At 52.7% G+C, this 14760-nt stretch carries 14 protein-coding genes and 1 other RNA gene; 6 read left to right on the forward strand and 9 right to left on the reverse strand.

The genetic code is table 11. The features are described 5' to 3' along the window. Positions 1-93 (forward strand): IS1 family transposase (locus Q3A88_RS12380; protein ID WP_317177888.1); only part of this gene is annotated, 93 nt, incomplete at its 5' end. Between the two features lie 81 nt (positions 94-174). Here Q3A88_RS12380 and Q3A88_RS12385 read toward each other — a convergent pair. From Q3A88_RS12385 to Q3A88_RS12405, 5 genes are all read right to left on the reverse strand, one after another. Next, positions 175-654 (reverse strand): Hcp family type VI secretion system effector, encoded by a 480-nt coding sequence (locus Q3A88_RS12385; RefSeq protein WP_110162765.1) that lies wholly within the window; start codon positions 652-654, stop codon positions 175-177. Between the two features lie 341 nt (positions 655-995). Then, the gene (ubiI, locus tag Q3A88_RS12390; protein ID WP_110162763.1) at positions 996-2207 is read right to left on the reverse strand and encodes an FAD-dependent 2-octaprenylphenol hydroxylase; all 1212 of its coding nucleotides are present in this window, start codon (positions 2205-2207) and stop codon (positions 996-998) included. 28 nt (positions 2208-2235) lie between these two features. Continuing rightward, on the reverse strand, positions 2236-3414 hold the full coding sequence (gene ubiH, locus Q3A88_RS12395; RefSeq protein ID WP_233991202.1) for a 2-octaprenyl-6-methoxyphenyl hydroxylase: 1179 nt from the start codon (positions 3412-3414) through the stop codon (positions 2236-2238). Positions 3415-3476: 62 nt separating this feature from the next. Continuing rightward, a complete protein-coding gene (pepP, locus tag Q3A88_RS12400) occupies positions 3477-4802 on the reverse strand; it encodes a Xaa-Pro aminopeptidase (RefSeq protein ID WP_233991203.1) in 1326 nt (441 codons plus the stop codon). A gap of 57 nt (positions 4803-4859) precedes the next feature. After that, entirely contained in the window at positions 4860-5447 is a 588-nt protein-coding gene (locus Q3A88_RS12405; protein ID WP_110162761.1) for a YecA family protein, read from the reverse strand. 192 nt (positions 5448-5639) lie between these two features. Here Q3A88_RS12405 and zapA point away from each other — a divergent pair, with 192 nt between their 5' ends. From zapA to Q3A88_RS12420, 3 genes are all read left to right on the forward strand, one after another. Then, positions 5640-5969 carry a cell division protein ZapA gene (gene zapA, locus Q3A88_RS12410; RefSeq protein ID WP_010284667.1) on the forward strand — a complete coding sequence of 110 codons (330 nt, stop codon included), beginning with the start codon at positions 5640-5642 and terminating at the stop codon, positions 5967-5969. A gap of 74 nt (positions 5970-6043) precedes the next feature. Further along, positions 6044-6227: non-coding RNA, 6S RNA (gene ssrS / locus Q3A88_RS12415), on the forward strand. A 39-nt stretch (positions 6228-6266) separates the two neighbouring features. Then, a complete protein-coding gene (locus tag Q3A88_RS12420) occupies positions 6267-6914 on the forward strand; it encodes a 5-formyltetrahydrofolate cyclo-ligase (RefSeq protein WP_317178014.1) in 648 nt (215 codons plus the stop codon). On the opposite strand, the gene nadR is transcribed toward Q3A88_RS12420, so the two are convergent. The 3 genes from nadR to serB all read right to left on the reverse strand — a co-directional run bounded on the left by nadR (position 6911) and on the right by serB (position 10660). Then, positions 6911-8164 carry a multifunctional transcriptional regulator/nicotinamide-nucleotide adenylyltransferase/ribosylnicotinamide kinase NadR gene (gene nadR / locus Q3A88_RS12425; RefSeq protein WP_233991205.1) on the reverse strand — a complete coding sequence of 418 codons (1254 nt, stop codon included), beginning with the start codon at positions 8162-8164 and terminating at the stop codon, positions 6911-6913. The two genes, Q3A88_RS12420 and nadR, sit on opposite strands and share 4 nt — an antisense overlap. Positions 8165-8282: 118 nt before the next feature. Further along, positions 8283-9665: a DNA repair protein RadA gene (gene radA / locus Q3A88_RS12430; protein ID WP_010296280.1), complete on the reverse strand. Its 1383-nt coding sequence runs from the start codon at positions 9663-9665 to the stop codon at positions 8283-8285. A 17-nt stretch (positions 9666-9682) separates the two neighbouring features. Further along, positions 9683-10660 carry a phosphoserine phosphatase gene (gene serB / locus Q3A88_RS12435; RefSeq protein ID WP_039282511.1) on the reverse strand — a complete coding sequence of 326 codons (978 nt, stop codon included), beginning with the start codon at positions 10658-10660 and terminating at the stop codon, positions 9683-9685. 156 nt (positions 10661-10816) lie between these two features. On the opposite strand from serB, the gene Q3A88_RS12440 reads away from it, so the two are divergent. Continuing rightward, positions 10817-11515 carry a YtjB family periplasmic protein gene (locus tag Q3A88_RS12440; protein ID WP_317178015.1) on the forward strand — a complete coding sequence of 233 codons (699 nt, stop codon included), beginning with the start codon at positions 10817-10819 and terminating at the stop codon, positions 11513-11515. 48 nt (positions 11516-11563) lie between these two features. Here Q3A88_RS12440 and Q3A88_RS12445 read toward each other — a convergent pair whose 3' ends face one another. Further along, complete coding sequence (locus Q3A88_RS12445) at positions 11564-12496, reverse strand: hypothetical protein (protein ID WP_317178016.1); 933 nt, start codon at positions 12494-12496, stop codon at positions 11564-11566. A 291-nt stretch (positions 12497-12787) separates the two neighbouring features. Here Q3A88_RS12445 and prfC point away from each other — a divergent pair, with 291 nt between their 5' ends. After that, on the forward strand, positions 12788-14377 hold the full coding sequence (gene prfC, locus Q3A88_RS12450) for a peptide chain release factor 3 (RefSeq protein WP_317178017.1): 1590 nt from the start codon (positions 12788-12790) through the stop codon (positions 14375-14377). Positions 14378-14760: the final 383 nt, after the last annotated feature.

The following is a 14760-nucleotide window of genomic DNA, read 5'->3' on the forward strand; positions in this document are numbered from 1 at the left end:
CTGAATCGTAAAACTATCGGGTACTCAAAATCAGTGGAAATGCATGACAAGATAATCGGCACATTCATCGAACGTGAACATTATCTGCAATGACCTGATCTACATATTGAATACGTGACCAGAAAAACTAAGGTCGCATTCGTTGATAATATCATTGAATTTATTCATGGTTTATCAGTACATATTCTCAGTTAATATGCTGTATCCCGATGTCCCTGCAATATTGTGTTGGCAGGTAATGCTTTCATAACGCAGGCTCAGGGTTTCAAATGGCTGCATATCGCTATGCGTCAATGAGTTGGGGTTCTGATTAGAGATATTGACAATAGAGGCATCCCTTAATGTGATTGTCATGTAGTTCTCTTGCGTCCCGCTGGCGGAGGTGCGGTAATATCTCAACTCAATTTCCAGTAGTTCATTATTAGCGATGCTAGTTAGGACTAACGGTGTAGACTTATCAACGACTTTGGTTACGGAAAAGGGGTGATGATTGACGTGTCGATCTCTTGATAAGTCGTAATTTGTTGCATAAACAAAAATCTCATCTTCGTGACCAGATATATGTTTATTTCCTACAGAATCGATACTTAAACACCCTTCAGAGATCAGTCCCTGAATTTTTCCGGTGATCTTCATAAAAATAGAATTAGCCATTCGTGTAACTCCCTGTTAAACAATCCTTGTTAGAGACGTTATAACGTAAATCTTTATTAAATAAAAGAAGAACTCGGCTATTTAATAAGAAATAGGATTTCTGTCAGGAAGATATCCTTTCCAAAATTCCATAATTTATTGTTTTAAATGATAATTAGTTGTGTGGGGCGGTTTTTATTACTCTGCTAATTATGTTTTGATGATGGTTTTATTATATAAACAAAAAATAATGATCGCTTAAATAACAAAGGCGATAGCTAAAGAAATTAGTGATTTAATTAAGATGAAAGCGTTATTGATAACTCGCCGCTTAAGCGGCGATATTATCTATTCTGGTTTTATTATTTCCCGACGTTAAGCCAGTCTGGCAGATCGTGTAATCCCATTGCCTGACGTACCAGTGTGGGTTTAATGCCGGGCAGTTTATCCGCCAGAACCAGACCGACATCACGCAGCAGCTTTTTCGCCGGATTATCGCCGTTAAACAGCTCGCGGAACCCCTGCATGCTGGCGAGCATCACTGCGGCGCTGTGTTTGCGGCGGCGTTCATAGCGTCGCAGATAAAGGTGTTGGCCGATATCTTTGCCCTGCGCCTGTAAGCGCTTCACTTCCGCAATCAGTTCGGCGACATCCATGAAACCCAGATTGACGCCTTGCCCCGCCAGCGGATGAATGGTGTGCGCTGCGTCGCCGACCAGCACCAGCCGGTGTGCCGCGAAGCTGCGAGCGTAGCGTCCGGTCAGTGGGAAAGTCTGGCGTTCGCTTTCTAGTTCACATAGCCCTAGGCGCATATCAAACGCCATCGCGACCTGACGATTGAATTCTGCTGCTGGCAAGCTCTGCATCGCCTGAGCCTGTTCCGGTGACAGCGACCAGACAATTGAACAAAGGTGAGGCTCGTCCAGCGGCAAGAACGCCAGAATACCGTCACCATGAAACGTCTGACGCGCAACGGATTGATGAGGGTGTTCAGTTCGAATATTGGCGACCAGCGCGTGATGGCCATAGTCCCAAAAGGTCAGCGGAATATCCGCATGCTGGCGCAGCCACGAATGTGCACCGTCCGCGGCGACCACTAGCCGAGCGGTCAGCATGCTGCCGTCCTGCAACGTAATAAAGGCTTCGTTCTCGCCCCAGGCGACCTGTTTTAACGAGGCGGGGGAGAGCAGGGTGATATCGCTTAACTGGGAGGCGCGTTGCCACAGCACCTGCTGAATCACTGGGTTTTCAATGATATGCCCAAGGTGGGAAAAGCCGAATTCTTCACCGCTAAAACTGATTTTTCCGAAGCTGTCTTTGTCCCATACCTGCATATCGTTGTAAGGGCTGACGCGTTGCGCCACGAGATTTTCCCAGACGCCGATATGGCGCAGGAGGCATTCGCTGGCGGCATTGATGGCGGAGACGCGCAGGGCATGGTCTTTCTCGAGCGGCTGAGGTTCGGCCGCTTGTTTCTCCAGCACGGCGATACGCAGGCCGCTGCCTTGTAAACCGCAGGCTAGCGCCAGACCGACCATACCGCCACCGGCAATAACCACGTCGAATGATTGCATTTCCGTCTTTTCCTGTTGGCGAGCTTAATTAACGTTCTACCCAGCCCAGCGTGCGACGAGCAAAGGCGTCGCGCATCAGCGGCAGGTTATTCATGGCGATCAGACCCAGATTACGGCTGATTGTCAGCGCGGCATAGCGGTTAGCGAACAGCCTGACCAGTCCATCGGTGATCGCCACCGTGCTGTGTTGATCGGGCGTGCGCCGTTGTTGATAGCGGTTGAGTACCGTGTACTGGCCGATATCCTGCTGGTTTTTTGCTGCATCGACGAGGGTTTCCGCCAGCGACATCACATCGCGAATCCCCAGATTAAAGCCCTGTCCGGCAATCGGGTGCAGCGTTTGTGCCGCATTGCCCACCAGCGCTAGCCGATGACTAACATGTTGGCTGGCCGTGAGTAAGCGCAGCGGATAGCTGTGGCGTTCGCCGATATGGGTGAACTGTCCCAGACGCCAGCCGAAAGCCTGCTGTAGCTGTTGGCGAAATTCGGCTTCGTTCCATCCATCGACCTCATGTTGACGGTGTTTGTCATGGCACCAGACGAGCGAGCAGCGTCCGTTGCTCATCGGCAAGAGCGCCAGCGGGCCGTGCGGGGTAAATCGCTCGAATGCCCGGCCGCGATGGGGTTCGGCAGTCGTCACATTGGCGATGGTCGCGATCTGATCATAATCATGCTGCTGCCATTGAATGCCGCAGGACTGTGACAGCATGGAGCGCGAACCGTCGGCGGCAACCAGTAGTTGACCCGTTAGCTCAGTGCCGTCGTCCAGCGTGAGCGTCGCATTATCCTGCGTCCGCATGACGGCCACGACTTTGGCCGGGCAGTGCAGGCGCACGCCCGGTGCCTGTTGCAGCAGGGAAAACAGGCGTTGTCCGACGTCGTGCAGTTCAACCACGTGGCCTAATGCCTGAACGTGATAGTCCGAGGCCTTCAGGTTCACCACGCTGGCGTGCCCGCGTTCGCTGACGTGAATGTCGGTTATCGCCGTTGCATTACCCGACAGCGCTTGCCAGATGCCCAGCGCTGCGAGCTGCTGACGTGTGCCATCAGACAGCGCGAGGGCGCGTGCGTCAAAACCCGGATGTTCCTTGTCGAGTGGCGAGTGTGCCTCGATCAGGTCAACCGAGATTGCGCCCTGCGAAAGCCGCGATATTGCCAGCGCCAGCGTTGCGCCCGCCATCCCGCCACCGACAATCATGACCGCCATGCTGTTGTCCTTTGCAATTATGCCATTGTCCTTTGAAAGGAATTGTCCTTTGAAAGGGCTGCCTAGTGTTGTTTATCATGCCGTTGCGCCATGAGCGCTTCGATGGCATCAGCGTCTTTGATTACGCCAGCCGTCAGGTTTTCATTGCCGTTTTCGGTGATCACGATGTTATCTTCGATACGCACGCCGATTCCACGGTACTGCTGTGGCACTTTGGCATCAGGCGCGATGTAAAGACCCGGCTCGATGGTCAGTACCATACCCGGTTCAAGCGGGCGGCCCCGATCGGTGGTGCCGTAATTGCCTACATCGTGTACGTCCAGACCCAGCCAGTGGCTGAGGCCGTGCATGAAGAACTGGCGATGTGCCTGCTCGGCAATCAACTCTTCCACTTCACCTTTTAGCACGCCGAGCTTGATAAGCCCGCTGACCATGATGCGCACCACTTCTTCGTTCACTTCACGGATGCTGCGACCCGGACCAAACAGCTCCAGCGCGCGCAGCTGTGAGCGCAGCACGATGTCGTAAATAGCACGCTGCGGCGCGGTAAATTTACCGTTCACGGGGAAGGTGCGGGTAATGTCGCCAGCATAGCTTTTGTATTCACAGCCAGCGTCAATCAGCACCAGATCGCCGTCGCGCATTTGTGTTTCATTTTCGGTGTAATGCAGGATACAGGCGTTTTCGCCGCTGCCGACGATGGTGTTGTAAGAAGGATAGCGTGCGCCGTGACGGGTAAATTCGTGGTGAATTTCGCCTTCAAGCTGATATTCATACATGCCGGGGCGACATTTCTGCATGGCGCGTGTGTGGGCCAGCGCGGTAATTTCACAGGCGCGGCGCATTACGCTGATTTCTTCCGGTGATTTAAACAGGCGCATCTCATGTACCCATGGGCGCCAGTCGGTCAGCGTTGCAGGGGCAGCAAAGCCCTGACGGGTGCCGTTGCGCAAGGTGTCCAGCGCGGCGAAGACCAGCTTGTCGGCATAATCGTACTGCCCTTGCGCGTGGTACACCACGTCCAACCCATTCAATAAGAGATGCAGCTGTGCGCCGATTTCGCCAAACGGCAGGGCGCGGTCAACGCCGAGTTTGGCGGGTGCCGCTTCCTGACCGAGACGGCGACCAAACCAGATTTCGGCCGTCAGATCGCGTACGCGGTTGAAGATCACGCTGTGATGATGTTTGGCATCGCTTTTTACCAGCAGCAGCACGGCTTCCGGCTCGTTGAAGCCGGTGAAATACCAGAAATCGCTATTTTGACGATAAGGATAGTCACTGTCGGCATTGCGCTGCGCTTCCGGCGCAGAAAAAATAATCACCGCGCTGCCCGGTGCCATTTTTTCCAACAGTACCTGACGACGACGAAGAAATTCTTGTGGATTCATCACCTGCTCCTGAAAATAGTCCGTGCGGTTACCTTTCCCTTCTGCCTTGCATAACAATCAATGCAGCGTCGGTTTTTGCTGCTCGGGCGCAGTCACAACGCGCTGGCTGGTAAACTCGGTATGGCACAAAATGGCAGAAACGCGAACATACTCAATCACTTCTTCCAGCGATTGCTCCAGCTCTTCCTGATCTTCATCTTCGTCGTAGCCAAGCTGTGCGATGTTGCGTAAATCTTCGATGGCTTCTTTCAGCTCACCTTTGGCTTTGTTCAACTGCGGTTGAGCCACGCCCAGCCCAAGCAGGAAGTGGTTGACCCAGCCTGCCAGCGCGTCGGCGCGATCGAAAACGCTCACGCTATCCAGCGAATCGTCCGGCAGGAAAAGCTGGAACAGAAAACCATCATCTTCCAGCGCTTCACGCGTAGTCTGGTACAGGTCCTGAAGCGGCTGCGACAGCGTCTGGGTAAACGCCATGCCTTCATTAGTCAGTTCAAAAACCAGCGTTCTCCAGCTATCGTCATGGTTTCCACCACACAGCATCCCACTGATCAAACCGTGCATTTCTGCTGCGGTCAGCGCGACTTGCTGTTGGTGAAGCAGTTGGTCAAGGCCTTCATAGGCGGGAAACGTATTCTCTATAGACATGCGGATTCGTCATCGTTGGCTGGATTGGTTCATGCTATGCTACCACCAAGCTCCCTTTCGATACCAGAAAGGGCTTGTATCTTAGATCTCGGCTATATATAGTTGCGCCCGCTTTAACGAGCCCGATGTAACGGGTAATGCTCATGCTATGCGGCACGCAGGCGCAAGAACGACAAAAGGCAGGAAGGTGGTATGTCTGCACAACCAGTAGATATTCAAATTTTTGGCCGTTCGTTAAGAGTGAATTGCCCGCCAGAACAACAGGATGCGTTGAATCAGGCTGCGGAAGATCTTAACCAGCGGTTGCAAGATCTTAAAGTTCGCACTAGAGTCACAAACACTGAGCAACTGGTGTTTATTGCCGCGCTGAACGTGTGCCATGAGCTGGCGCAGGAACGGGGTAAGACGCGTGATTATGCGTCGAATATGGAACAGCGTATTCGTATGTTGCAGCAGACCATCGAACAGGCGTTGCTGGAGCAGGGCAAGATCACCGAACGTCAGGGTGCACAATTTGAATAACGTCGTATTTTGACAAAAGTACGGTGTTTTTACGTGATAAGACGTGCTAAGGTTTATCGCGAGTAACGAATAAAATTTCTCTGAGGTGTTCGTCAGCGGGCCAGTCCCCTGAGCCGATATTTCATACCAACAGAATGTAATGCTCTGCGGTTGGTGAGCACGCTCGGTTCGTCCGAGAAGCCTTAAGACTGCGACGTTATGTTCACCTTGAACCAAGGGTTCAAGGGTTACAGCCTGCGGCGGCATCTCGGAGATTCCCTTTCTTTTATCATTCTTGACCCGTGGCGAATGTAGCCCATGTCATCTTCTGATTCATTTTCATCGGCACTTCCCGATACCTCACTCTCTTCTACGACAGCATCGCGTCAGCAAATTCGTCAGGCTGTGCGGCAGAATCGACGTTTACTGACGTCAGAGCAGCAGTCGCGTTTTGCGCAACAGGCGTGTGAGCGCGTCATGACACATCCGAAAATCATACAGGCAGATAGCGTGGCGGTATTTCTGTCATTTGATGGCGAGCTGGATACGACCCCGCTGATTCAACAGCTGTGGCGGCAGGAGAAACGCGTGTATTTGCCGGTTCTGCATCCGTTTCGCACCGGGCATCTGCTGTTCCTGCGCTATGCGCCGGACACCGAGCTGGTACGCAATCGTCTGAAGATTATGGAGCCGCGTCTGGATGTGCGTCAGGTGCTACCGTTACCGCAGTTAGACGTCCTGCTGACGCCGCTGGTGGCGTTTGATCATCTGGGGCAGCGGCTTGGTATGGGGGGCGGGTTTTACGACCGTACGTTGCAGTATCGCAGCCAGATGTCGCGTGGGCCTTACCCGATCGGTCTGGCCCACGATTGTCAGCAGGTTGACGCACTGCCAGTGGAAAGCTGGGATATTCCGCTGCCGGAAATCATTACCCCCTCCCGCCATTGGCAGTGGGATACACGCTAGCTTTTGAGCGGTTCAGGCGAGTGATCGTGGCCCAACATCTGTTGTACCAATTCCACGCAGTGCAGGAAACGCGAATCGTAGTCCGACTCTTTGATGTAAACGTACGGGATATTATTGTTAGCCAGCATTGTTTTCAGCAGATCCTGGAACTCCGAGCGGGCGGTGGTGCTGCCTAAGCTACGCAGTCCGTCGGCCACCCACGGCGTGTTGTTTTCCAGCAAAATCACCAGATCGAAGCGGTATTCATCGATCAGCGCCTGAACGAACGGGTGCTCACGACCCTCGTATTTCTTGCAGAATGCTTGCGTGGTGACAAAATCGGTGTCGATAAAGGCCACTTTATTGGCATATTTTACTGCAAAATCAATGTACTGTGCCTGACCTAGCGCGATCTTGTCGTAGTCGGAATACTGCAACGCCATCTCGTCACCGCCCAGATGGGAGAACACGTAATCGCGGCCATATTCCCAGGCGCTGGTGGTGTTGAAGATATTCGCCAGTTTGTTCACCAGCGTGGATTTACCGCTGGATTCGCCGCCAAGAATGGCAACGGTACGCACAAAGAACGGCTTCACTTCGGTCGGGATATAGTCCCAGTAGCGGAAGGGATCGTGACGAATTTGCGAACCGCTGATGTTCATAAAGGAGCGCTGCGGGTCGATCAGGACGGCCTCAATGCCCAGCTGTTCACGGTATTGTGCGGCATCCTGTTCTTCGCTGGTGTAAACGAAATTCGGCGTGATGCTTTTTTCCTGCATAAACGCCTGAATTCCTTTGCTCCACACATCCCAGCCGTGCGGGTAAGGCTCCATTCCTTGCTCATTGAAGGCGTGAATATGAATATTTTTCTGATATTTAAAGGTCTGCAATAGCCAGCGCAGGCGATCGCTGACGGTGGGCTGCTGTGACATCGAGCTGTTCTCAAACAGCAGACGGTCGCGCGGTTCGTCGTAGCCTAAAATTACATGCAGTTCATCGACCTGGCTACAGGCACGCTGAATCAGATAAATGTGGCCAGTGTGTAGCGGATAGAACTTACCGAAGACGACACCAATGCTCTTTTCGTAGCGCGGGAATTCCAGTTCAAGAAAGCGATGCAGCGCTTCCAGCTTCTGGGCGCTAGGGCTTTTGATTTTGGCATTAAGTAATTGACTGAGATAGCCTTTGGTCATATCGGTCGCGTCAGCAACCTGCTGTAGGGTGCAACCCTTCTGCCGGATAGCGGATTTCAGGTAATCAAATGATGACATGGTGCAGCACTCTTGTTTAGCTTACTAAACAAAATACCACAGAACAGGGCAACATCCGCTACTCTTTCCCCCTGTTTAGTTCAGGATGGAAGCGAGCGGATGGCCTTCTGTGGTCCGTTTAGAGATCGTCGAGGATCGCCAGCGCGTCGGCCAGCTTTTTCACGCCGAACACCTGCATGCTGGCAGGGACTTTCTTCGGCATATTGGCATGAGGAACGATGGCGCGTTTGAAGCCGTGCTTGGCGGCTTCGGTAATCCGCTCTTGGCCGCTGGGAACCGGGCGGATTTCACCCGCCAGACCGACTTCACCGAAGATGACAAGATCCTGCGGTAACGGGCGGTCGCGGAAGCTGGAGACCAGCGAGAGCAGCAGCGCCAGGTCGGCGCTGGTTTCGGTGACTTTAACGCCGCCGACGACATTCACGAATACATCCTGATCGGACATCTGCAAGCCGCCGTGGCGATGTAATACCGCCAGCAGGATCGCCAGACGATTTTGTTCCAGCCCGACCGCCACGCGACGCGGGTTAGCCATCATCGATTGATCCACCAGCGCCTGAATTTCGACCAGCAGCGGACGCGTACCTTCCCACACCACCATGACCGAACTGCCGGACGTGATTTCGTCCCCGCGACTGAGGAAAATTGCCGACGGATTGCTGATCTCGCGTAGACCCTGTTCCGTCATCGCGAACACGCCCAGCTCGTTAACGGCACCGAAACGGTTTTTATGGCTGCGCAGGGTGCGAAAGCGGGAATCGGCATCGCCATCCAGCAGCACGGAGCAGTCGATGCAGTGTTCCAATACTTTTGGCCCGGCGAGCGAACCGTCTTTGGTGACGTGGCCGACCATCACGATGGCGACGCCGCGCGTTTTTGCAAAGCGCGTCAGGTAGGCGGCGGTTTCACGCACCTGCGCCACGCTACCGGGTGACGATTGAATATCAGCGAGATGCATGACCTGAATGGAGTCGATCACCATCAGCTTCGGCTGTTCCTGCTCGGCAATCAGGCAAATCTGTTCGATGCTGGTTTCTGACAGCATATTGAGATTCTGGGTCGGCAGGTTGAGACGATGCGCCCGCATCGCCACCTGTTGTAATGATTCTTCCCCGGTGACGTACAGGGTTTTCATGTTCTCTGACAGCTTGCAGAGCGTTTGCAGCAGTAAGGTACTTTTACCCGCGCCGGGGTTACCGCCGATCAGAATCGCACTGCCGGGGACGACGCCGCCGCCCAGAACGCGGTCAAACTCCTGAAAGCCGGTAGAAAAGCGCGGCAGAGCTTCGAGACTGATTTCCGAGAGCTTTTGTACCCGGCTGACGCCAGCGCTTTCGCCCGCATAGCCAGTGAGACGGTCGGAACGTGATACTGACGCCGAGGCCAGACGGACTTCGGTAATGGTGTTCCAGGCATGGCAGGCGCTGCACTGCCCTTGCCAGCGCGGGTAGTCAGCCCCGCATTCATTACATACAAACGCCCGTTTGACGGCTTTTGCCACGTATCACCTCCCACTGATTAACGCTTTTCGTGTCTCATGCTACCGCTAAGGATGCACAGCACGCCGGTCAGATCGGCATGACGGATGGTCACCGCAGACTGTTCATTGACCTTCGGTTTGGCGTGATAGGCAATGCCTAAGCTGGCTGCCTTGATCATCGGCAGATCGTTCGCGCCGTCACCAATCGCAACGGTCTGATGCATGGGGATTTCCAGCTTTTCCGCCAGTTGTTGCAGCGTGGTCGCTTTATATTTTGCATCGACAATCGTGCCGATGACATCGCCGGTCAGCTTGCCGTCTTGCATGCCTAATTCGTTGGCAACGGCGGCGACCAGACCTAATTCATCACGCAAATAATCGGCAAAGTAGGTAAACCCGCCTGATGCAATCGCGACGTGCCAGCCTGCTTCCTGAAGCTGGCTAACCATATTACGCAGGCCCGGCATCAGTGGCAGTGTTTTACGCACCGTCTGTAAAATATTGGCGTCGGCACCTTTTAGTGTCCCTACGCGCTGACGCAGGCTGTCAGCGAAATCCAGCTCGCCGCGCATCGCGCGTTCGGTGACTTCAGCGACCAGTTCACCCGTGCCCGCCAGTTTGGCAATTTCATCAATACATTCGATCTGAATCGCGGTGGAATCCATGTCCATCACCAGTAAACCCGGCGAACGCAGCGTTGGCGCATTACGCATGGCTGCGACATCGATACCCAGTTCGTGGGCCAGCTTGGTTGCGCGTGGCGTCAGCGTGCCGGCTAAACGCACGACCTGATAATCGCCTACGTTCCAGGCGCTCACGATCACCATCGCGCTCCCCAGCTTACGCTGGTAGCGGGAAATCAGGTTCTTATCGAGAACGTCGCTGTAGATCAACCAGCCGGTGTCGCCAGCGCGGTAGTCAAGCGGCATCACTTCGTCACCGCTCAGTGATAGTGGCAGTCCCGGCCAACAGTTGATCTCATCAGGGAGATCACGATAGGTCAGACTATTCGACATGGAGTAAATCCTCTGCTGGCAGTAGTGCGATAAAGTCGTGCGATAAAGAGGGATGCGGCGTCGACCAAACATATCCCTCCAAAAACTGGGCAACAAGCTATCCTATCGTCGGCGCTTCTGGCAACATGAAAGTATCCAAATCGTGTAAGGATTATCATGGTTCGCGCCCGGGTGAAATTTCGTCTACACCGCACGGCAATTGTGCTGATTTGCCTCGCTCTGCTAGTGGTATTAATGCAAGGGGCATCCTATTTCAGTTTGAGCCACCAGATGGCGCGATCTGAACAGGTTGAAGATCTGGCGCGTACGCTTTCCAGACAGGTGGCTTACAGCCTTTCGCCGCTGATGGGCAGCGTGGACGATAATAGTCAAAAAATTAATACCATCCTCACACAGCTTACCGATCACAGCCGCATTCTGGATGCCGGTGTGTATCAGCAGGACGGCTCGCTGGTGGCGCATATCGGTGAGCAGGTGCAGCTGAGAGACAGGCTGGCGCTGGATGGCAATCGGGTCGGTAGCTACTTTAACCATCAACTGGTGCAGCCGATTGAGGGAAAAGAAGGGCCGATCGGCTTCCTGCGGATTACCTTAGATACCCATGTACTGGCGACCGAAGCCAGACAGGTCGATAACACCACCAATATTCTGCGTCTGATGATTTTGCTTTCACTGGCTATCGGCATCATTCTGACCCGCACGCTCTTGCAGAATCGCCGTACCCGCTGGCAGCAGTCGCCTTACCTTCTCACGGCGAGTACGCCAGTGAAAGAAGAAGGGGATGAGGCAGAGAGCGATACGCGGCCGAACGACGGGACGGTAGTGAAAAAAGACGGGGAAGAGAAAAGCCTCTGACACGCAATGGCCCCCGTACAAACCGAGCGTTTGTACGGGGAGTGTGTGCTATTTCAACTGCTGCTGGAACTGCAACCAGTGAGACTGGAATTTGCTGATGACGGAGAGATGATCGTTTTGGGTATAGCGGTCAGACGCCGTTGCAGAGATATAGTTACGAAGGCTGTCAAACAGTGAATTAGCAGGTGCTGAGTCTGCAAGAGAAAAGATTTGCTGCCGTTGAACCTGCGTGGCCGATGTGCCTTCCGCATTTTTCTGTAGTTCCAGGAACGTCGCGTTTGTCTTCTCGGTGTCTCCCGCGTCAACGCTGCGCTGATACTCATCTTGCAGAATGTTTTTTTCCAGATTACTCAGCGCGTCAGACTGGTATTTGATGAAATCCTGAATATCTTTATCGGCTTTCTGGTGAGCGCTGCTATCCACATAGCGGTTTTTCAGTTCTTCTAACTTCGCCGCTTTTAGCGTGATTTCTACGCTATCGGTCGCATAGCTCCATGTTGTCACGTTAGACGGTTTCGACAGTGCTTGATGAATCAGACCGACAAACTCTTCTTTACTGATGCCGCTGTCTTCTTTGAGATTATTTGACCAGAGCTCAAGCGCCATTTCGTTTGTGCCAATGGGATCAACCGATAGATTGATATTCGGGTTGGGACTGGAGACGTTTCTTTGCCGCGCGAGATCTTGGGCTTGGGCCTCCGTCCGCTGCGCATTTTCATCTATCTTAGTCACGCTAGGGTGTAGGGGCTTTCCGGCATTTTCTTTCAATCGTGCCATCGCTTCCTCAGAGATTTTTATATTGGTGGGGAAGCTGACGGTTTTTCCGGTAATCGGATCGACGACTTTTATGCTGCCACTGTTTGTTGTGATGGACTCTGCCGTTGTCGATTTTTCTGTCGCTGACTGTGCTGTAGTCGATGATGTCGCGGTGCTTTGGGCCTGAGAATTGCCATAACCCGTATTATTTACAGACAAGCTCATACTCTCTCCTTAAGTGCGATCAAATGGTTAAATATTGACCCAAATATTATCGGCAAAGATAAATGATAACTTTATAAATGATTTATGGCGTAATTGTTGATGGTGGTATCAGAACGGTGACGGCGAGCATGATGTCTCCGCGTTGTTTATGCCATCACCGATTGTGTCTGCACGTTAAATCAGGGAAAATACTCGGCTACAGTTTATTTCCGCTTTGCCTGACGATCTGACATCGGTGTGTTGTTGACTTGATGCTGACGCCGGGTGGCTAACAAAAGAAACCTGAAAATCATGTCTCCAAGTGAATACGCCCGCGAAGTCTCCAAAAGAAGAACGTTCGCTATCATTTCTCACCCCGATGCCGGTAAAACCACGATTACCGAAAAGGTCCTGCTGTTCGGACAGGCGATCCAGACTGCCGGTACGGTAAAAGGGCGTGGTTCGAACCAGCATGCGAAATCCGACTGGATGGAGATGGAAAAGCAGCGTGGTATCTCCATCACCACGTCCGTGATGCAGTTTCCCTACCGTGATTGCCTGGTGAATCTGCTCGATACCCCAGGGCACGAAGACTTCTCCGAAGATACCTATCGCACGCTGACGGCGGTGGACTGCTGCCTGATGGTGATCGATGCCGCAAAAGGCGTCGAAGATCGTACGCGTAAGCTGATGGAAGTCACTCGTCTGCGCGACACCCCGATTCTGACGTTCATGAACAAACTTGACCGTGACATCCGCGATCCGATGGAAGTGCTGGATGAAGTCGAGAGTGAGCTTAAGATTGCCTGTGCGCCAATTACCTGGCCGATTGGCTGCGGCAAACTGTTCAAGGGCGTGTACCACCTTTATAAAGACGAAACCTATCTGTATCAGACCGGTAAAGGCCATACGATTCAGGAAGTGCGCATCGTTAAAGGGTTGGATAACCCGGAACTGGATACTGCCGTTGGCGAAGAGCTGGCTGCGCAATTGCGTGACGAGCTGGAGCTGGTTAAAGGAGCATCGCACGAATTTGAGCTGGACGCGTTTCTGGCTGGTGAACTGACGCCGGTCTTCTTTGGTACGGCACTGGGTAACTTCGGCGTTGACCACATGCTGGACGGTTTAGTCGCCTGGGCTCCTGCGCCGATGCCGCGTAAAACGGATACCCGTGAAGTAACGGCGGCAGAAGAGAAATTCACCGGTTTTGTGTTCAAGATTCAGGCCAATATGGACCCGAAACACCGTGACCGCGTGGCGTTTATGCGCGTGGTGTCCGGGAGATATGAAAAGAGCATGAAGCTGCGTCAGGTACGTACGGGCAAAGACGTGGTGATTTCAGATGCGCTGACCTTTATGGCGGGCGACCGTTCCCACATTGAAGAGGCCTACCCCGGCGATATCATCGGGTTACATAACCACGGCACTATCCAGATTGGCGATACGTTTACACAGGGTGAAGACATGAAATTCACCGGTATCCCCAACTTTGCGCCGGAACTGTTCCGTCGTATCCGCCTGCGTGACCCGCTCAAGCAGAAACAGCTGCTTAAAGGGCTGGTACAGCTGTCTGAGGAAGGCGCGGTGCAGGTCTTCCGTCCACTGACCAACAACGACCTGATCGTTGGGGCTGTCGGCGTGCTGCAGTTTGATGTGGTCGTTGCCCGTCTGAAAACGGAATACAACGTTGAGGCGATTTACGAATCGGTGAACGTTTCTACCGCGCGCTGGGTTGAGTGCAGCGATGTGAAGAAATTCGAGGAATTTAAGCGTAAGAACGAACTGCATCTGGCACTCGATGGCGGTGATAATCTAGCCTATATCGCACCGACGATGGTAAACCTGAACCTGACGCGGGAACGCTATCCAGAAGTGACGTTCCACCAAACGCGCGAGCATTAATTTTGAACGGTGACGCTACGGTTTCATGAAAATTATCGTGACTGTGGCGTTTACATCGTGATCACATTGTTAAAATAATCATCACCCGGTTATGCTTGGCTTTCGGCCAAAATTGCCGGGTGTTTTTATTTTTAAATGTATTTAAAAACAATGTATTACCCTGGTTTTTTCCCTGCTGTGATTTCTCGCTTCAGTGCAACAGACAAATCTGAATTGCTGCGCATATTCCCTTGCTCCCCTGTGATTTTCCATTCTGTAGGCTATAGTTAACAGCGTGTTAACTGATTTAGCTTGTTCAACTGTTAGTACAATTTAAGTTGGTTCATTATTTTGATTTGTTTCGTCTTTGCAATTCAATACTCTGATTTTTTATGCAAGTAGAG

The organism is Pectobacterium sp. HCp5_1, assembly GCF_032905925.1.
Lineage (GTDB): Bacteria > Pseudomonadota > Gammaproteobacteria > Enterobacterales > Enterobacteriaceae > Pectobacterium > Pectobacterium brasiliense_A.

Bases quoted from the DNA above. Each gene is read 5' to 3' on its own strand.
- prfC (WP_317178017.1), top strand. From the start codon at position 12,788: ATGTCTCCAAGTGAATACGCCCGCGAAGTCTCCAAAAGAAGAACGTTC.
- Q3A88_RS12440 (WP_317178015.1), top strand. From the start codon at position 10,817: ATGGTTCGCGCCCGGGTGAAATTTCGTCTACACCGCACGGCAATTGTG.
- pepP (WP_233991203.1), bottom strand. From the start codon at position 4,802: ATGAATCCACAAGAATTTCTTCGTCGTCGTCAGGTACTGTTGGAAAAA.
- Q3A88_RS12445 (WP_317178016.1), bottom strand. From the start codon at position 12,496: ATGAGCTTGTCTGTAAATAATACGGGTTATGGCAATTCTCAGGCCCAA.
- ubiH (WP_233991202.1), bottom strand. From the start codon at position 3,414: ATGGCGGTCATGATTGTCGGTGGCGGGATGGCGGGCGCAACGCTGGCG.
- Q3A88_RS12420 (WP_317178014.1), top strand. From the start codon at position 6,267: ATGTCATCTTCTGATTCATTTTCATCGGCACTTCCCGATACCTCACTC.
- nadR (WP_233991205.1), bottom strand. From the start codon at position 8,164: ATGTCATCATTTGATTACCTGAAATCCGCTATCCGGCAGAAGGGTTGC.
- serB (WP_039282511.1), bottom strand. From the start codon at position 10,660: ATGTCGAATAGTCTGACCTATCGTGATCTCCCTGATGAGATCAACTGT.
- Q3A88_RS12385 (WP_110162765.1), bottom strand. From the start codon at position 654: ATGGCTAATTCTATTTTTATGAAGATCACCGGAAAAATTCAGGGACTG.
- ubiI (WP_110162763.1), bottom strand. From the start codon at position 2,207: ATGCAATCATTCGACGTGGTTATTGCCGGTGGCGGTATGGTCGGTCTG.
- Q3A88_RS12405 (WP_110162761.1), bottom strand. From the start codon at position 5,447: ATGTCTATAGAGAATACGTTTCCCGCCTATGAAGGCCTTGACCAACTG.
- zapA (WP_010284667.1), top strand. From the start codon at position 5,640: ATGTCTGCACAACCAGTAGATATTCAAATTTTTGGCCGTTCGTTAAGA.